Origin of the sequence: Paraburkholderia sp. BR10882, assembly GCF_040948855.1 — a bacterium.
Taxonomy (GTDB): domain Bacteria; phylum Pseudomonadota; class Gammaproteobacteria; order Burkholderiales; family Burkholderiaceae; genus Paraburkholderia; species Paraburkholderia nodosa_A.
This window is the reverse complement of the sequence record NZ_JBFPKP010000002.1, coordinates 384499-401960: the sequence shown is the minus strand read 5'-3', so window position 1 is coordinate 401960 and position 17462 is coordinate 384499. Positions and strand designations below refer to the sequence as shown.

The following is a 17462-nucleotide window of genomic DNA, read 5'->3' as shown; positions in this document are numbered from 1 at the left end:
CATGAAATTTGCCAAGCCGCTGTTTGCGCCGCATACGTCGGCCGTCGAACGCGTGTGGTACTTCGCGCTGCGCGCGCTCGTCGTGCTCACGCTGCTGTATCTGATCCTGCCCGTGCTCGCGATCGTGCCGCTGTCGTTTTCGTCGAGCACGTTCCTCGTCTACCCGATTCCGGGCTGGTCGCTGCGCTGGTATGAAAACCTCGTGATGTCCGACGAATGGCGCATGGCCGCGAAAAACAGCTTCATCGTGGGCCCCGCCGCCACAGTCGTGGCGACCGTGCTCGGCACACTCGCGGCCATCGGCATCACCAAGGCCGATTTCCGCGGCAAGACACTGCTCATGGCCGTGCTCATTTCGCCGATGATCGTGCCCGTGGTGGTGGTGGGCGTGGGCATGTATCTGTTCTTCGCGCCGCTCGGCCTCGCCAATACGTATCTCGGCCTGATCCTCGCGCACGCGTCGCTGGGCGTGCCGTTCGTCGTGACGACGGTGGCGGCAACGCTGCAGGGGTTCAATCACAATCTCGTGCGTGCGAGCCTTTCGCTCGGGGCCAATCCGGTCACGACGTTCTTCCGCATCACGCTGCCCGTCATCGCGCCGGGCGTGATTTCGGGCGCGCTGTTCGCGTTCGCCACGTCGTTCGACGAAGTCGTCGTGACGCTCTTCCTCGCGGGCGCCGACCAGACCACCTTGCCGCGTCAGATGTTCACGGGCATCCGCGAGAACATCAGCCCGACGATCGCTGCGCTTGCCACGATCCTGATCGTGTTCTCCACGTGTCTGCTGCTCGCGCTCGAATGGCTGCGCGGCAGGAATGCAGCGCGCGCGGTGAAGGCGTGATGGCTTGAGATGTCGATGAAAAAAAGGCAGCGCCGTGGCGCTGCCTTTTTTTGCCTCTGCGCACTACGCCTGCAGCAGCGGCGGCACACGCCGCTTGACCCACTGCGTGGCCTGATCGTACGCGTGGGCGAGTTGCAGCACCGAGAGGTCCGCCTGCGGCTTGCCGATCACCTGCAGCCCCATCGGCAGGCCTTGCGCATTGAAGCCCGCAGGCACGCTGATGACAGGCAGCCCCGCGAGACTGCCGCCGATTACGACTTCCATCCAGCGGTGATAGGTATCCATCGTGCGGCCCGCGATCGACTTCGGCCAATGCTCGCTCGCGTCGAACGGGAAGAGTTGGGCGCTGGGCAGCACGAGGTAGTCGTAACGCTCGAAAAGCGCGAGCAGCGCGTTGTACCACTGGCTGCGCGTGACCGAGGCGTTCCACACGTCTTCGCCCGAGAGCTTCAGGCCGCCTTCCACTTCCCATTGCGCTTCCGGCTTGAGCAGCGCGCGCTTTTCCGGGTCGCGATAGAGCGCGCCCAGCGTGCCCGCGCACGAGAAATGGCGCAGCGTGACCCACGTTTGCCACACGCGCTCCATGGCGAAGTCGGGGCGCGCGGCTTCGACCTTGCAGCCTATCGACTCGAAGTCCTTGAGCGCCGTTTCGCAGAGTGCGAGCACGCCGTCTTCCATGGGCAGATAGCCGTCGTAATCGCCTAGCCAACCGATGCGCGCGCAACCAAAGTCGCGCTCGAGCGAGCCCGCGAACTGCGCGGGATCTTCGGCAATGGAAAGCGGCGCACGCGCGTCGTAGCCCGCCTGGGTAGAAAGCAGCATCGCGAGGTCGGGCACAGTGCGGGCCATCGGTCCCGCGTAGCCGAGCTGGTGGAAGAACAGCTCGTGCGCCGGCACGGAGGGCACGCGGCCCTGCGACGGACGAAAGCCGAACACGTTATTCCAGCCCGCGGGATTGCGCAGCGACCCCATCATGTCGCTGCCGTCCGCCACGGGCAGCATGCGCAGCGCCAACGCCACGGCCGTGCCGCCGCTGCTGCCGCCCGCGCTGCGCGTGGGATCGTAAGCGTTGCGCGTGGTACCGAAGACCGTGTTGTAGGTGTTCGAGCCCAGGCCGAACTCCGGCGTATTCGTCTTGCCGATGAAAATTGCGCCCTGTGCGCGCATGCGCGCGGCCATCAGGGAATCCGCTGCGGGCACTTCGTTGCGGAACAACGGCGAGCCTTGCGTGTACGGGATGCCGGCCGTAGGCGTGAGATCCTTCGGCGCTTGCGGCATGCCGTGCATCCAGCCAAGGTACTCGCCTCGCGCGAGCTGGGCGTCGCGTTCGCCTGCTTCAGCGAGCAATGTGGCGCGCTCGCGTAGCGAGACGATGGCGTTCGCCGGCGTATTCACGCGCTCGATATGGTCGAGAAACGCCGTCATCACTTCGCGGCAGGACACCTTGCGCAGGCGTATCCATTCCGAAAGCTCAAGCGCGTCGGCCGCGACGAGATCGTTGGGGGACAGACTTGCGGGGGACAGCGATGCCTGGTTCATACGTGTCTCTCGTTTGCGGATGGAGCAGGGGGAGGGTCATTGTCGCGCAGGCGCGGTGCAAGCGAAAGGAAACGAATGGTTGCCGCCGCGGGTTGATGGTTGCCGCGTGGGGCGGCCAGGTTACCGGACGGTCGCGGCAGGCGCCGATGTGTCGTTGCCTTGCCCTCGCGGCGCGGTGCCGGGGAGCGGGGCGCCACCGAGGGCTTGATAGAGCGCCGCGGTGTCGGTCAGGCGATCCGCATGAACGCGCGAGCGGTCGAGCGTGGTCTGGAGTGCCTGGCGTTGCGCATCGATCAGCGAAAACTCGCTCACGCCGCCTGCGTTGTAGCGCGTTTGTGCGATCGCCGCGTTGGCCTGGGCCTCGCGAGCGGCGTCGTCGCGCGCCTGCAGTTCGGTCGCATCGTTCTGGAGCGCCTGCAGCGAGTCGGCGACCTGCTGCAGCGCCTGCAGAACGGTCTGCCGATAGTCGGCGAAAGCGGCTTCATAGGCGGCTTCTGACGCGCGTTTCTTCGCGCGCAATTCGCCGCCATGGAACAGCGGCTGCGTGAGGCCGAGCCCGACGTTCCAGATGTTCAGTCCGCTGATGACGTCCTCGATACGCGTGCGCTCCGACCCGATACTTGCCGAGAGCGAGATCTGCGGAAAAAGATTCGCCGTCGCTACGCCCACGTTCGCGCCGGCCTGGTGCAGCAGCGCCTCGGCGGCGCGTATGTCGGGACGCTCGCGGGCCAGCGTGGAAGGCACAGTGAGCGAAACCGTATCGGGAAGATGCAGCGTATCGAGAGAAAGGGCATCGAGCGGCGCGGCGAACCGCGCGGGCGCGACGCCCAGCAGGGTGGCGAGCTGATGCTCGGCAGCCGCGCGCTGCGTTTCGAGCGGCGGCAGCGAGGCGCGCGTTTGCGCGAGCAGGGTGCGCTGGCTGCGCAGGTCGATCTGCGCGACGCCGCCGGCCGCGTAGCGTGCCTGCATGATCGCGAGCTGGCGCGCCTGCGTCTGCGCGAGTTGCGTGGTGAGATCGATCTGGCGTTGCAGCGATGCGCGGCGGATGGCGGTGGACACCACGTTGGCGGCCACCGAAAGTCGCGCCGCCTCCATTTCGTACGCCTGATAATCGACCTGCGCGAACGTGGATTCCAGCGCGCGACGGTTGGCGCCGAACAAGTCGAATACGTACGAGACGCTGACCGAAGCGTTGTAGAGCGTAAAGGGCGGCGGATTCGGCACTTGCGTAATGCCGAAAGCGGCGAGATCGACTTTCTGGCGCGTGCCGGAAAGTTTCAGATCGACAGAGGGAAAGTTCGTCGCGCCTGCCTGCGCGTTGTAGTTTTCGCGCGCCTCCACGAGCCTGGCGCGCGCCGAGTCGAGCGTGGGACTCGCGCGCAAGGCCTGATCGACGAGTTCATTCAACTGCGCGCTGCCATATTGTTTCCACCAATCGTTTGAGGCGTGTTCCGCGGCCGTGAAGGTCTGCGCGCCGCCGCCGGGGCCGGTGGCGCTGGCGGTGGATGCCGGCACGGGCTCGCGCGTCCAGCCCGTGGCATCGGGCGCGGCAGGCGGGTGGAAATCGGGGCCCACGGTGCAGCCCGCGAGCATGAGCACAAGCAGGAGGGCAACGGTGGCGTCGCGCGTCATGGTCGTGTGCCTCGCGCTAGTCGAGCGTGCGCCGGTAAAAGCGCACGGCGATCGCCATGACCGCGACCGTAAAGACGGCGAGCGGCCAGACCGCCGGCCACAAGTCGGTCCAGCCGTTGCCCTTGAGCAGGATGCCGCGCACGAGCCGGTTGAAATACGTGAGCGGCAGCAGATTGCCGAGCCATTGCGCCCAGCGCGGCATGCCGCCGAACGGGAACATGAAGCCGGAGAGCAGCAGGCTCGGCAGGAAATAGAACATCGTCAGCTGCATGGCCTGCAACTGGTTTTGCGCGAGCGACGACAGCGTGATGCCCACCGTGAGATTCGCGGCAATGAACAGCAGCGCCGAAAGATAGAGCGTGACGAGACCGCCCGCGAACGGCACGTGAAAGACGTAGCGCGCGGCGAGCACAATGATGGTCGCCTGGATCAGCCCGATCGCCACGTACGGAATGATCTTGCCCGTCATCACCTCGATGGGCAGCACAGGCGTCGCGAGCAGGTTCTCCATCGTGCCGCGCTCGCGCTCTCGCGTGATGGCGAGACCCGTCATCATCACCATTGTCATCGTGAGGATCACGCCCATGAGCCCGGGCACGACGTTGTATTGCGTGATGCCCTCGGGGTTGTAGAGCCGGTGCACCTGCACGTCGAACGCGGCGGGGGTGCCGTTCAGATGCGCGAGCGGGCCGGTGAGGTCCTTCGCGGCCACCGGCGCGACAAGCCCGGGCAGCGCCGCGAGCGCGGTGGTGATGGCGGTGGGATCGCTCGCGTCGGCTTCGACGAGCAGCGAAGGGCGCTCGCCGCGCAGCAGGCGCCGCGAGAAATCGACAGGAATGCTGAGCACGAACTGCACCGTGCCGCGCGCGAGCGCATGACGCGCCGAGGCATCGTCAGGCAGCGTTTCGATCACGTCGAAATAGGCGGAGTTACGCATGCCCGCGACGAAGCTGCGCGCGAACACGCTGTCTTCGCGCACGACGATGGCCGTGGGCAGGTGCTTGGGGTCGGTGTTGATTGCATAGCCGAACAGCGTGAGCTGAATGATCGGCAGGCCCACGATCATCGCGAATGTGATGCGGTCGCGCTTGAGCTGCAGGAACTCCTTGAGCACGATGCTCCACCAGCGCGCCACGGAAAACGGGAACGAGGCGCTCACGACGTGACCCCGTAATTGTCCTGAGCATGGCTCATCAGGTAGATGAAGACATCTTCGAGACCGGTGTCGATGCGTTCCGCGCGCAGCGGCTGGCCTTCTACGGCACGCTCGACCGCCTTGGCGAGCGCTGCGTGATCGCGTCCGCTCGCATGCAGCGCGGAGCCGAACACCACCGTCTGGTCGATTCCCGGCGCGTCGCGCAACTGCGCGGCGAGTGCGCTGAGCCGCTCGCCATGAATCGCCCACGTTTCGAGGTTCTGTTCAGCGATCACCTCGGCCGCGGTGCCTTGCGTGAGCAGCTTGCCGTAGGCGATATAGGCGAGCTTGTGGCAGCGCTCGGCTTCGTCCATGTAATGCGTGCTCACGAGCACCGAAATGCCCCGCGCGGCGAGCCGGTGCAACTCCTCCCAGAAGTCGCGGCGTGCGGTGGGATCGACGCCCGCTGTCGGTTCGTCGAGCAGCAGCAATTCGGGCTCGTGCAGCATGCAGGCCGCGAGCGCGAGCCGCTGCTTCCAGCCGCCCGAAAGCGCACCCGTGAGCTGGCTCGCGCGGCTGGCGAGCCCGAGCGATTCGAGCGCGCGGTCGACGGCTTCGCGCCGGTTCGGCATCTCGTAGATGCGCGCGACGAAGTCGAGGTTCTCGCGGATCGTCAGGTCTTCCCAGTACGAGAATCGCTGCGTCATGTAGCCGACGTGACGCTTGATCTGCGCGCTCTCGCGCAGGATGTCGTAGCCAAGGCAGGTGCCCGAACCCGAGTCGGGCGTGAGCAGCCCGCACATGAGCCGGATCGACGTGGTTTTGCCGCTGCCGTTCGGGCCGAGAAAGCCGAAGATCTCGCCGCGCGCCACCCGCAGCGACACGTCGTTGACGACATGCTTGCTGCCGAAACGCTTGTTGAGATTGCGCACGTCGATGGCGTAGTCGCCGGCGGATCGAACTGGTGTGCTCATTGAAGCGTCACCTCGACCGGCTGGCCCGGATGCAGCTTCACGGCGTCTTCTGCGGAAGGCCGCGCCTCGATCATGAAAACGAGCTTCGCGCGGTTCTCGTTGCTGTAGATGACGGGCGGCGTATATTCGGCGGCGTTCGAAATCCACGTGATGGTGGCGGGCACCAGGGCGGCGCAGCCGTCGCAGCGCACGTTCACCTTGCGACCTGGCGCGAGCGATCCGACGATCGTTTCCGGCACGAAGAAGCGCACCTTCACGTTCTGAGGCGGCAACATCTGCACGACGGGGTTGCCCGCCTGCACCCACTCGCCTACACGAAATAGCGTGTCGTAGACGAGGCCGCCGCTCGGCACACTCACGCGCTTCTGGTCGAGCCGCCACTGCGCCTGTGCGAGCGAGGCGCGCGCGGCCTCGACGTCGGCGGCCTGGGCGGCGATTTGCGCGCTACGTCCCGGCAGATTCGCCACGCGCACCTGGTTTTGCAACTCGCGCACCTGGGCGGCCGTGGAGGCAGCCTGCGCGCGCGAATCGTCGAGCTGTGCCTGCGCAATACCGCCCGCGCGAAGCTGTGTTTCGTCGCGCGTGAGCTGGAGCGCGGCCTTGCGCGCGTTCGCCTCGGCCTGCGCGAGCTGTGCCTCGGTCACGCGCACTTCGGGCGGACGCTTGCCCGTCTGGAGGTCGGCGAGCTGCTGCTGTGCGGCCGTCAGCCGATGCTGCGCCTCGTCGCGCGCAGCCGCTTCCTCGACGGAGTCGAGCGCGAAGGCGGGCGCATTGGCGGCGACAGTCTGCCCGCGTTGCACTTCGAGGTGTGTGAGCGTGCCCGGCTGCGAAGAAGCGAGATAGACGTACTCGCCTTCGGCATAGCCCTGCCAGCCAGCCGGTCCATGCCTGGAACACGCGGCTAACACGAGCAACGCAGTGCATATGACGGCAATGAGGCGCTTCATGACGCGTCCCCCTTGCGGCTCCCCGTCGAGCCCGTCGCGCGGCGCGCACGCGTGGCCTGCGGCGCGGGCCGCAAGGCCGCGCTCAACAGCGCGCTCACATGCCGATGCAGTGCCTCGCGCTCGATCTTCGGAAAGCCGCGCACACTTTGCCAGAGCTTCGAAGTGGCGAGCGGCAGCATGACGAGCGCGAGAATCGAGATGAACAGCAGCGGAGCTTCGAGTTCGGCGTTGACGCTGCCATCGCGCTGCGCCTCGTTGACGCGCGCGGCAAAACGTTGCAACTGCTCGGTGGGCAGACGCTTGAGCATGCGCTCGCGCAGCAGGCCGCCTTCGTTGACGATTTCGCGCAGCCAGAGCGGCGACAGCCAGGGCATGCGCGCGGTGACGTCGAAGAGCCGCGCGACCAGTTCCTCCACGAGCGCGTGAGGATCTTGCGAGAGATCACTGTCAGCGCTATCCACACTCTCCCACACGAAGGCAATGGAGCGCGCAATGCGCTCCTCGACCACGGCGTCGAGCAGCTTTTCGCGATTCGTGAAGTAGTAGTGAACCATCGCGGACGTCACGCCGGCGGCCTCGGCGATCTGCGCCATGGTGGTGGCCGCGATGCCTTGCTCGCCGAACAGTTGCGTGGCGCTGGCGAGCAGCCGCTCGCGCATGTCGAGGTCGGCGGCGGCGGGGCGCCGGCCTCGCGGGCGGGCCGCAGCAGCAGCGGTGCGGGTGCGCGTGATCATTGTTCTACTTTAATTCACGCGTTAGTTAAATTCAAACTATGAGAGCAATGGGTTAACCCTGCGACAGTTTCTTGCGGGTTCTTTCAGAACTTTCCTATACACAATTGCCGCCAGGTCGTTCAGGCTGTGAGATTCACGCTGAAGGGTCAAACGAATACGCCACCATGGAACAAAAAATGAAACGCGTCGTCGTCATCGACGACCATCCGATCGTGCTGAAGATGCTCGCCAACGTGCTCAATACGGAGTACGAACTGGTCGGCGAGTGCAGCGACGGCGAAGCGGGCCTGCGCCTCGTCCAGCAACTGCATCCCGATCTGGTCATTCTCGACCTCGAGTTGCCGAAGCTCGACGGCCTTTCCGTGATCCGCGGCGTTCGCACGACGCAGCCCGGCGCACGCATTCTCGTGCTCTCTGCGAAGCCCGAGCTGGTCATGGCCAATCACACGCGCGTCGCGGGCGCGAACGGCTATGTCAACAAGAATCGCGGTGTGGAGGAACTGTGCGGTGTGGTCAAGGCGGTCTTGCTCGGCTACGACTGCTTCCCGGCGGGTAGCTGCGGTGGCGGACGCGACGTCGCGCTCAACGGGCTGTCGCCTCGCGAAGTCGAAGTCCTGCAGTATCTAGCGCGCGGTTTGAGCAACAAGGGTATCGCGGCACGGCTTGGGCTTTCCGATAAAACCGTCAGCACCTACAAGACCCGCGTACTGGACAAGCTCGGCGTGTCGTCGCTTGCGGCGCTGATCGAGTTTGCGACGTTGAACAAGCTGATCGAATAGCTCGACCCGGAGCCCAGTCGAAAAAAAAGCCCGACTTGCGTCGGGCTCCAAGTGTGACCGCACCCGTTGCCGGGCGCGGCACCTGCAAAAAACTGCGTACTTACGCCGCGAGCAGCGAGCGCAGCACGAACGGCAGAATACCGCCGTGCTTGTAGTAGTCGACTTCGATCGGCGTGTCGATGCGCAGCAGCACCTGCACGCGCTGGTCCTTGCCGTCCTTGTGGTGGATCACGAGCGTCAGGTCCTGTTGCGGCTTGAAGTCGTCCGTCAGGCCTTCGATGTCGAACGTTTCTTCGCCGGTCAGGCCGAGCGACTGAACGCTGTCCGAACCCTTGAACTGCAGCGGCAGAACGCCCATGCCAACGAGGTTCGAGCGGTGGATACGCTCGAAGCTGCGTGCGACCACGGCCTTCACGCCCAGCAGCTGCGTGCCCTTGGCTGCCCAGTCACGCGACGAACCGGTACCGTACTCTTCGCCTGCGAACACCATGGTCGGCGTGCCGGCGTCGATGTACTTCATCGCTGCGTCATAGATCGAGAGCTGTTCGCCGCTCGGCTGATGGATCGTCAGGCCGCCTTCCACGCGCGTGCCGTCGGCCTTCGCCGGGATCATCAGGTTCTTGATACGCACGTTCGCGAAGGTGCCGCGCATCATCACGTCGTGGTTGCCGCGGCGCGAGCCGTAGCTGTTGAAGTCGGCCTTCTGCACGCCGTTTTCCTTCAGCCACTTGCCTGCGGGCGAGTCTTCCTTGATCGAGCCAGCCGGGCTGATGTGGTCGGTCGTGACCGAGTCACCGAAGATGCCCAGTGCGCGCGCGCCCTTGATTTCGGGCACGCCCGAGGACGGCGTCATCGAAAAATCGCTGCCGAAGAACGGCGGCTCGGCGATGTAGGTCGACTTCGGCCAGTCGTAGACCTGACCTTCTTCGCCTTCGATCTTGCTCCACAGGTCGCCCTTCTTCGTGAGCTGGCTGTAGTTCTTCTGGAACGCGTCCGGATCGAGCGCGAACTTGAGCAGCGCGTTGACTTCGTCGCTCGTCGGCCAGATGTCGCCGAGGTAGATGTCACGGCCGCCGTTGCCCTTGCCCACCGGTTCCGTCATCAGGTCGCGCGTGATGTTGCCCGCGATCGCGTATGCGACCACCAGCGGCGGCGAGGCCAGGAAGTTCGCGCGGATGTTCGGGTGGATACGCGCTTCGAAGTTGCGGTTGCCCGAGAGCACCGCAGCCGCGACGACGTCGTTCTTGACGATCGATTCGTTCAGTTCGGGCGTCAGGTCGCCGGCGTTGCCGATGCAGGTCGTGCAGCCGTATGCCGCGAGTTCGAAGCCGAGCTTCGAGAGGTACGGCAGCAGGCCCGTTTTCGTCAGGTATTCGGTGACGATGCGCGATCCCGGCGCGAGCGACGTCTTGATGTGCGGCGCGACCGTCAGGCCCGCTTCCACGGCCTTCTTCGCGAGCAGACCGGCGGCCAGCAGCACGCTCGGGTTCGACGTGTTCGTACACGACGTGATCGCGGCGATCAGCACGTCGCCGTTGTGCAGCTTGACCTTGTCGCCCGCCGCGTATTCGGCGGAGAGGTCGGCGGCCTTCTTGTTGAAGCCGTTTTCCGCGACCGGCTTCGAGAACAGGTCCGTGAAGGTCGACTTCACGTTGCCGATTTCGATGCGGTCTTGCGGGCGCTTCGGACCGGCCAGCGACGGTGCGACCGTGCCGAGGTCGAGGACGAGCGTCTTCGTGTAGTCGATGTCGCCGGCCTTCGGCACACCGAAGAGGTCCTGCGCCTTGAAGTAGTTCGCGAACGCCTCGATTTCGGCTGGCGTGCGGCCCGTGCCCTTGAAGTAGTCGATCGTCTTTTCGTCGACGGGGAAGAAGCCCATCGTCGCGCCGTATTCCGGCGCCATGTTGCCGATCGTCGCGCGGTCGGGCACGCCGATCGACGCCGTGCCTTCGCCGAAGAACTCGACGAACTTGCCGACGACCTTCTCCTTGCGCAGCATTTCGGTGATGGTCAGCACGAGGTCGGTTGCCGTGCAGCCTTCGCGCAGCTTGCCCTTGAGCTCGACGCCCACCACGTCAGGCGTGAGGAAGTACACCGGCTGGCCGAGCATGCCGGCTTCCGCTTCGATGCCGCCCACGCCCCAGCCCACCACGCCGATACCGTTGATCATCGTGGTGTGGCTGTCGGTGCCGACGAGCGTGTCCGGGTAGTAGACGGTATCGCCGCCTTCGGCCTTCTTGTGCACGCCGCGCGCGAGGTATTCCAGGTTCACCTGGTGGACGATGCCGATGCCCGGCGGCACGACCTTGAACGTGTCGAACGCCTGCATGCCCCACTTCATGAACTGGTAGCGCTCGTTGTTGCGCTGGAATTCCAGTTTCATGTTCAGGTCGAGCGCGTCCTTCTGGCGGAAGTAGTCGATCTGGACCGAGTGGTCGACGACGAGATCCACCGGCACGAGCGGCTCGATGACCTTCGGGTCCTTTCCGACCTGCTTGGCCACGCCGCGCATGGCGGCGATGTCGGCGAGCAGCGGCACGCCGGTGAAGTCCTGCAACACGACGCGGGCGACCACGAACGGGATCTCGTCGACGCGCGTGGCGTTCGGCTTCCAGTTCGCGAGTTGCTCGATGTGCTCTTCCGCGATCTTCTTGCCGTCGTAGTTACGCAGCACAGACTCGAGCACCAGACGAATCGAGACCGGCAGACGATTGATCTTCACGCCAAGCTGCTTGCCGAGTTGCGGCAGCGAGTAGAACTTGCCTTTGCCGGAACCGCTGTCGAATTCTTTTAGCGTTTTGTGGAGATTGTGGGCCATAGTGTTTTCCTTCGTTTAATCGCGGAAATAACGCTTACTGCTCGTTTGCTGCTGTCACTGATACCTGCCTGATTGCTCAGATCACATACATGTCGACGTACTCGTTGACGGGCAGGGCGCAAAGCCGCGCCTCGTCGAGCGAGACATCGAGAATCGCCTGCTGCTGCTTCGCGGGGAAGCGGCGCACGAGGTTGATTCGAAACTTCTCGATCAGCAGCGGAATGCCTTCTTCGCGGCGCCGCTTGTGGCCGATCGGGTACTCGACTACGACCTCGTCGAGCGTCGTGCCGTCGATGAGCTCTATGGTGAGCGCATTCGCGATCGAGCGCTTGTCCGGATCGTGATAATCCTTCGTAAATTGCGGGTCTTCCACGCATACCGTCTTCGCGCGCAGCGCGTCGATGCGCGGGTCGCTCGCGACGTCGTCTTCGTAGTCGGAGGCGGTGAGGCGGCCGAAGATCAGCGGCACGGCGACCATGTACTGGATACAGTGGTCGCGATCGGCCGGGTTGGCAAGCGGGCCGCTCTTGTCGATGATGCGGATGGCCGCTTCATGCGTGCGGATGATGATGCGTTTGATGTCCCCAGCCGTCTTGCCGCGTTGCGCCAGCATGCCGTGCAGCGTCATCGCGGCTTCGGCAGCGGTCTGCGCGTGGAATTCGGCGGGGAACGAAATCTTGAACAGCACGTTTTCCATGACATACGTGCCGTAGGGGCGCTGAAACCTGAACGGCTGTCCCTTGAACGAGACGTCGTAGAAGCCCCACGTTTTTGCCGTGAGCGCCGAGGGATAGCCCATCTCGCCCGTTTTCGCCATGAGCGCTAGGCGCACGGCGCGCGAGGTGGCGTCGCCTGCGGCCCACGACTTGCGCGAGCCCGTATTGGGCGCGTGGCGGTAGGTGCGCAGCGACTGGCCGTCGACCATCGCGAGCGAAACGGCGTTGATCAGCTCGTCGCGCGTGAGCCCGAGCATTTGTCCGACCACGGCGGTGGAGGCGAGCTTCACCAGTAGCACATGGTCGAGACCGACCTGGTTGAACGAGTTTTCCAGCGCAATGCAGCCCTGGATCTCGTGCGCCTTCACCATGCCTTCGAGCACGTGCTTCATGGTGAGTGGTGGCTTGCCGTGGGCGACGGCGGTGCGCGAGAGCCAGTCGGCGGTCGCGAGGATGCCGCCCAGGTTGTCTGACGGATGGCCCCATTCGGCGGCGAGCCAGGTGTCGTTGAAGTCGAGCCAGCGGATCATCGCGCCGATGTTGAACGCGGCCTGAACCGGATCGAGCTGGAATGGCGTGCCCGGCACTTTCGCACCGTGCGGGACGATCGTGCCCGGCACGATCGGTCCCAGCAACTTGGTGCAGGCGGGGTAGGAGAGCGCCTCGAGTCCGCAGCCGAGGGTATCGATCAGGCAATGCCGGGCCGTCGTCAGCGCGAGCGCGCTGTCAACCCCGTCTTTGGCAAACCCGCCCAGCACGTAGTCGACGATATCGACCAGTACCTGGTCCGGATGCGGCCTGACGTTGGAGATCAGGGCGGACATCGAGGCGATCCTGCGGTCCTTACTGGCCCGCGGCGCCGCTGGCGGCTGCCGGAGCGCGGTTAGCCGGGTTCAGCGCTTGAGCCTGGGTCGGCGCCATTGCGCCTTGCTGCATTGCAACAGTCTTGCACTCGTCGGCCAGACGCGAACTGTCCTTGTCCGAGAACAGCATGGCCTTCGTCGGGATCACGACGAGGTCGAGGCCGGTAGCGGCGTCGTGGAAGCGGTCGGCGCCCGTGGTCGTGACCTGACGCGGCAGGTTGTAGTTCTTGTTCGCCCAGTGAACGGTGACGATCTGGTCACGCGCCATGTCGCCCTTCAGGTCGAATTGTGCGCCTTCAGCGCAGCTCCAGTGCTCCGAGCCTTCCGGGACCGGATCCATCTTCGCTTCCTTGGCCGGGTTGGCCTTGCGCTTGATGATGCGATGCTTCGGAGCCGGCTTCTTGGCGGTCGTGGTCGACGTGCCTTGTGCGGCGGCATCGGTGGCGGCCAGCATCAGCGTCGAGGACAGCGTGCCGATGACAGCGGCGATCAGCAGTTTCTTCATGAGTGTCAAACCTTTATCTATCTAAAAGCGGTTGATCAGTGCGCGGTTGAACAGGCAACCGCCGTTTGCACTGCGCGCGCCCCGAAAGCGCGCAGCGGACGCTATTTTCACCTATTTATCGCCATGAACTTCAATTTCTCCGGCCCGGTGTTGTTTGCGCCGTGGTTCGCAAGTAACTGCCTGTAACTGTCCGTGACTGCCGTCGCTGCGCCAGGTGGCGCGCGATGCGCCTGTTTGCCTTGGCGCAGTAGGTTGAAAACGTTTTCTGCGCCTTCCCGGCGCGCATTCATGCCGACTCCCGCGTCGGCTCCCCGCTCGCGAACAGCGGCGCCGCTTCGGCCGGCACGGCGCGGCCCGTGGCGCGCGCGCGCCGCAGCACCGACCAGTAATAGCGATAGCTCGCGCGGTCGTGCAGCGTGTCGCCGTGGCGCGTCGGACCCCATTGTGTATGTTGCGCGGCCAGCAGGATTTCGGCTGCCAGCGCGATTTCTTCGTCGCGCGGCGCGAAAGCGGCCACGATTGCGGGAATCTGCGCCGGGTGAATGCTCCACATGCGCGTGTAGCCGAACTCGTTGCGTGCGCGGCGCGCGTCGTTCGCCACCACGTCCATGTCGCGCACTTCCGTACTGACGTTGTGCGAGGGCACGCGGCCGAACGCGTGGCACGCGGCTGCGATTTCGAGCTTCGCGCGGCGCACGAGCGGGTGGTCGAACTGGCCGGGCGAGCGCATCGCCGTGTCGGGAATCGCGCCGTCGTGCGCGGAGACGAAGTCCATCAGCCCGAAGCTCAGCGACTCGACGCCGCGCAGCGCGGCGAGGTCGAACACGCGCGCGAGTGCGCCATGCGTTTCGACCAGCAATTGAACGGGAATGGGCTTGTCGATCCCCATCTCGACGCGCGTGGCCTCGATGAACGCCGTCATTTCGGCGGCGTCGCCCACGGCGCGGATCTTCGGCAGAGTAATGAAGGCCGGCGCGCGCTTCGCGGCGCGCAGGATCATGCGCACGTCGTCGCGCCAGTGGGGGTGATGGAAATCGTGGATGCGCACGCCGATGCGGCCGAAGCGGTCGTGTTCGCCGCCGATGAACGACGCCACGAGTTCGGCGTGTTCGGCTTCGCGGCCGACCTGCGCGCCGTCTTCGCAATCGAGCGTGATGTCGAATACCGGGCCCAACTGCTGCTGCAGCGCGAGCGATTTGAGCATCAGCTTCTCACTGCCCGCGTAGTGGTCGCATGCGGGCAGGATGGCGGGCGGCGCTTCGCCGTCAAACAGCACTTCGGCTGGCAGAATGGCGCGCATCTTCGGCGTCGGGAGTCGAGTTTTGGAGGAGATACCGGATCCGCATGCGCCCTGCCGGCAAGGCGCATGCGGATCGGGTCGAGGCGGGCCGCGGAGGCTGCCCCGCGTGCCCATAAAGCAGAACGGAACGGGCGTCAAACGCGCGTTCCGTTCGTCCAGCTGGCTTACTTGCCGAGCAGGTGAGCGACGCCTTCGCGCTCTTCGAGCAGCTCAGCCAGCGTGCCGTCCATCTTCTCGCGCGAGAACGCGTCGATTTCGAGGCCTTCCACGCGCTTGTATTCGCCGTTTTCGCAGGTCACCGGCACGCCGTAGATGATGTCTTCGGGGATGCCGTACGAGCCGTCCGACGGGATACCCATCGTGACCCACTTGCCGTTCGTGCCGAGGACCCAGTCACGCACGTGGTCGATTGCAGCGTTGGCGGCCGAAGCTGCCGACGAGAGGCCGCGCGCTTCGATGATCGCCGCGCCGCGCTTGCCGACCGTCGGGATGAACGTGTTGCGGTTCCATTCGTCGTCGTTGATCAGCTTGGTCAGCGACTGGCCTTCCGCCGTTGCGACACGGAAGTCGGGGTACATCGTCGGCGAGTGGTTGCCCCACACGGCGAGCTTCTCGATCGAAGCTACCGGCTTGCCCGACTTGGCGGCCAGTTGCGAGAGCGCGCGGTTGTGGTCCAGACGCAGCATGGCGGTGAAGTTCTTCTTCGGCAGGTCCGGAGCCGACTTCATGGCGATGTAGGCGTTCGTGTTGGCCGGGTTGCCGACGACCAGCACCTTCACGTCGCGGCTGGCGACGTCGTTCAGCGCCTTGCCTTGAACCGTGAAGATTTCGGCGTTGGCCGAGAGCAGGTCCTTACGCTCCATGCCCTTCGAGCGCGGACGTGCGCCAACCAGCAGGGCGACGTCGGCGTCCTTGAACGCGACCTTCGGGTCGTCGGTGATGACCACGCCCGCGAGCAGCGGGAATGCGCAGTCGTCCAGTTCCATCACGACGCCCTTGACGGCGGCTTGCGCTTGCGGCAGGTCGAGCAGTTGCAGGATGACGGGCTGATCCTTGCCGAGCAGGTCGCCATTCGCAATGCGGAACAGCAGGGAGTAAGCGATCTGACCTGCGGCGCCGGTGACGGCAACGCGCTTTGCGGGCTTAGCCATTGAAAATCTCCAGGAAGATGCGTTAGACGCCAGGGTAAAACGCCATTCTATATGCGCGATACACGAAGCGTAGGTGAAACAGGCGGTCTTGATCGCCGGCGTGCGCGCTTCACTGGAACGACCATGACTGACAAGCCGTGAAGCGTGCGCCGCCGGCACGGACCGCCGTGCCGGTAACCTGTGCAACATGGCAAGAGGTGAACGGGGCGCCCTTCGAGGGACACCAGACGCTGGCCGCTTCGCGTGTGCCGACTCCTGCAACAGCTCGCTCGGGCTCTACCACAGACGCGCGGCGCGCAACGACTCACGCGTGCCGGCTGGGCGGATCGAAACCTTTACTGCGTTTACTGCGTGAGGGAACAGCATCGTGCAAGGCGGATCGCGGCGCATTCGCCACGAGGTGGATGCAGCCGGCGGCGCCTCTTCGTCATGCCGTTTTCATGTCCTGAAATTAGCATGCAGGCCGCCCGCAAACCCTTGCTCGATCGGGAGTGTAGGAGTCGTCAGGGTCAAAGTCAACAGTATCTTATGTCTTATATAAGACATAACTATTGCAGGCAAAATGCTTGATGCGTAGGGGGCTTTATGTTGAAATGCGCGCCATGAGTGCAAACCCGGCCAGCAACGCGAATTCCACCGCTCCCGAGAGCGGGGCTCAAGCGTCTGCGCCCGCGGTTCCGCCGTCCCCGACCTTCAGTCCGCTGTACCAGCAGATCAAGGGGCTCATTACCCAGAGCCTCGAGTCCGGCGAATGGAAGCCCGGCGAAATCATCCCCAGCGAAGTCGAACTGGCCGCCCGTTACAAGGTGAGCCAGGGGACCGTGCGCAAGGCGATCGACGAGCTGGCTGCCGACAATCTGCTGGTGCGCCGCCAGGGCAAGGGCACGTTTGTTGCAACGCACAACGAAGAGCGCGCCCAGTTTCGCTTTCTTAGATTACTCGCCGATGACGGCGCGGAGCACCCGCACGTGAGCAAGCTGCTCGAGTGCCGGCGCCTGCGCGCTTCGGCCGAGATCGCGCGGCAGCTCGACCTCAAGCCCTCGGACCCGGTGGTGCTGATCCGGCGTCTCTTGCAGTTCGACGGCGAGAGCACCGTGCTCGACGAAATCTGGCTGCCCGGCGGGGTGTTCCGCGGGCTCACGAGCGAGCGCCTCGCCGAGTACAAAGGCCCGCTCTACGCCATGTTCGAAGCGGAATTCGGCACGCGCATGATTCGTGCAACCGAGAAGATCCGCGCCGTGGCCGCGGAGCCCTCGGTGGCCGATCTTCTCAAGGTGCCCGCAGGTTTTCCTTTGCTGTCGGTCGAGCGCGTGTCCTATACCTATGGAGACCGGCCGGTCGAGGTCCGCCGCGGATGGTATGTCACAACCGGGTACTACTATCAGAACGATTTGAGTTGACGGGCGACCGCGCAAGAGGCGCGGAGCCTTCCCCAGAGTGCCTTTGCTTGCGCGCACCACCAGCCGTACCCGACGTGGATTTCGCTGCAGCGCGATATGAAAAGGCGCTAAAATTGCGAATTAGTGTT

Annotated in this window: 14 protein-coding genes; 3 read left to right on the top strand and 11 right to left on the bottom strand. The window is 64.8% G+C overall.

What is annotated here, in order from left to right; genetic code table 11:
* Position 1: 1 nt before the first annotated feature.
* On the top strand, positions 2-841 hold the full coding sequence (locus tag AB3X99_RS06810) for an ABC transporter permease (protein ID WP_069261408.1): 840 nt from the start codon (positions 2-4) through the stop codon (positions 839-841).
* Positions 842-904: 63 nt separating this feature from the next.
* Here AB3X99_RS06810 and AB3X99_RS06805 read toward each other — a convergent pair whose 3' ends face one another.
* From AB3X99_RS06805 to AB3X99_RS06780, 6 genes are all read right to left on the bottom strand, one after another.
* Entirely contained in the window at positions 905-2380 is a 1476-nt protein-coding gene (locus AB3X99_RS06805) for an amidase (RefSeq protein WP_368616482.1), read from the bottom strand.
* Between the two features lie 120 nt (positions 2381-2500).
* Positions 2501-4012, bottom strand: a complete 1512-nt coding sequence (locus AB3X99_RS06800; protein ID WP_368616481.1) for an efflux transporter outer membrane subunit — start codon at positions 4010-4012, stop codon at positions 2501-2503.
* Between the two features lie 16 nt (positions 4013-4028).
* Positions 4029-5171: an ABC transporter permease gene (locus tag AB3X99_RS06795; protein ID WP_368616480.1), complete on the bottom strand. Its 1143-nt coding sequence runs from the start codon at positions 5169-5171 to the stop codon at positions 4029-4031.
* Positions 5168-6121, bottom strand: coding sequence for an ABC transporter ATP-binding protein (locus AB3X99_RS06790; protein WP_368616479.1), 954 nt, complete (start codon positions 6119-6121; stop codon positions 5168-5170). The genes AB3X99_RS06795 and AB3X99_RS06790 overlap by 4 nt, the downstream gene beginning before the upstream one ends.
* On the bottom strand, positions 6118-7068 hold the full coding sequence (locus tag AB3X99_RS06785; RefSeq protein WP_069261403.1) for an HlyD family secretion protein: 951 nt from the start codon (positions 7066-7068) through the stop codon (positions 6118-6120). Before AB3X99_RS06785 ends, AB3X99_RS06790 begins: the two co-directional genes overlap by 4 nt.
* Entirely contained in the window at positions 7065-7802 is a 738-nt protein-coding gene (locus AB3X99_RS06780; protein ID WP_368616478.1) for a TetR/AcrR family transcriptional regulator, read from the bottom strand. The genes AB3X99_RS06785 and AB3X99_RS06780 overlap by 4 nt, the downstream gene beginning before the upstream one ends.
* 176 nt (positions 7803-7978) lie before the next feature.
* Here AB3X99_RS06780 and AB3X99_RS06775 point away from each other — a divergent pair, with 176 nt between their 5' ends.
* The gene (locus AB3X99_RS06775) at positions 7979-8581 is read left to right on the top strand and encodes a response regulator transcription factor (RefSeq protein ID WP_069261842.1); all 603 of its coding nucleotides are present in this window, start codon (positions 7979-7981) and stop codon (positions 8579-8581) included.
* Positions 8582-8681: 100 nt separating this feature from the next.
* Here AB3X99_RS06775 and acnA read toward each other — a convergent pair whose 3' ends face one another.
* The 5 genes from acnA to AB3X99_RS06750 all read right to left on the bottom strand — a co-directional run bounded on the left by acnA (position 8682) and on the right by AB3X99_RS06750 (position 15934).
* Entirely contained in the window at positions 8682-11399 is a 2718-nt protein-coding gene (gene acnA / locus AB3X99_RS06770; RefSeq protein WP_368616477.1) for an aconitate hydratase AcnA, read from the bottom strand.
* Positions 11400-11475: 76 nt separating this feature from the next.
* Positions 11476-12939 (bottom strand): bifunctional 2-methylcitrate dehydratase/aconitate hydratase, encoded by a 1464-nt coding sequence (locus tag AB3X99_RS06765; RefSeq protein WP_368616476.1) that lies wholly within the window; start codon positions 12937-12939, stop codon positions 11476-11478.
* 19 nt (positions 12940-12958) lie between these two features.
* Complete coding sequence (locus AB3X99_RS06760; RefSeq protein WP_069261399.1) at positions 12959-13483, bottom strand: hypothetical protein; 525 nt, start codon at positions 13481-13483, stop codon at positions 12959-12961.
* Between the two features lie 286 nt (positions 13484-13769).
* Entirely contained in the window at positions 13770-14783 is a 1014-nt protein-coding gene (locus AB3X99_RS06755; protein WP_368616475.1) for a CoA ester lyase, read from the bottom strand.
* A 164-nt stretch (positions 14784-14947) separates the two neighbouring features.
* A complete protein-coding gene (locus tag AB3X99_RS06750) occupies positions 14948-15934 on the bottom strand; it encodes a malate dehydrogenase (protein ID WP_069261397.1) in 987 nt (328 codons plus the stop codon).
* 602 nt (positions 15935-16536) lie between these two features.
* Here AB3X99_RS06750 and AB3X99_RS06745 point away from each other — a divergent pair.
* Positions 16537-17334 carry a GntR family transcriptional regulator gene (locus tag AB3X99_RS06745; protein WP_342946963.1) on the top strand — a complete coding sequence of 266 codons (798 nt, stop codon included), beginning with the start codon at positions 16537-16539 and terminating at the stop codon, positions 17332-17334.
* Positions 17335-17462 lie beyond the last annotated feature (128 nt).

Excerpts from the sequence above, each read along its gene's own strand:
- AB3X99_RS06810 (WP_069261408.1), top strand. The coding sequence starts at position 2 with ATGAAATTTGCCAAGCCGCTGTTTGCGCCGCATACGTCGGCCGTCGAA.
- AB3X99_RS06760 (WP_069261399.1), bottom strand. The coding sequence starts at position 13,483 with ATGAAGAAACTGCTGATCGCCGCTGTCATCGGCACGCTGTCCTCGACG.
- AB3X99_RS06780 (WP_368616478.1), bottom strand. The coding sequence starts at position 7,802 with ATGATCACGCGCACCCGCACCGCTGCTGCTGCGGCCCGCCCGCGAGGC.
- AB3X99_RS06775 (WP_069261842.1), top strand. The coding sequence starts at position 7,979 with ATGAAACGCGTCGTCGTCATCGACGACCATCCGATCGTGCTGAAGATG.
- AB3X99_RS06755 (WP_368616475.1), bottom strand. The coding sequence starts at position 14,783 with ATGCGCGCCATTCTGCCAGCCGAAGTGCTGTTTGACGGCGAAGCGCCG.
- AB3X99_RS06745 (WP_342946963.1), top strand. The coding sequence starts at position 16,537 with ATGAGTGCAAACCCGGCCAGCAACGCGAATTCCACCGCTCCCGAGAGC.
- AB3X99_RS06805 (WP_368616482.1), bottom strand. The coding sequence starts at position 2,380 with ATGAACCAGGCATCGCTGTCCCCCGCAAGTCTGTCCCCCAACGATCTC.
- AB3X99_RS06750 (WP_069261397.1), bottom strand. The coding sequence starts at position 15,934 with ATGGCTAAGCCCGCAAAGCGCGTTGCCGTCACCGGCGCCGCAGGTCAG.
- AB3X99_RS06800 (WP_368616481.1), bottom strand. The coding sequence starts at position 4,012 with ATGACGCGCGACGCCACCGTTGCCCTCCTGCTTGTGCTCATGCTCGCG.
- AB3X99_RS06765 (WP_368616476.1), bottom strand. The coding sequence starts at position 12,939 with ATGTCCGCCCTGATCTCCAACGTCAGGCCGCATCCGGACCAGGTACTG.
- AB3X99_RS06790 (WP_368616479.1), bottom strand. The coding sequence starts at position 6,121 with ATGAGCACACCAGTTCGATCCGCCGGCGACTACGCCATCGACGTGCGC.
- acnA (WP_368616477.1), bottom strand. The coding sequence starts at position 11,399 with ATGGCCCACAATCTCCACAAAACGCTAAAAGAATTCGACAGCGGTTCC.
- AB3X99_RS06785 (WP_069261403.1), bottom strand. The coding sequence starts at position 7,068 with ATGAAGCGCCTCATTGCCGTCATATGCACTGCGTTGCTCGTGTTAGCC.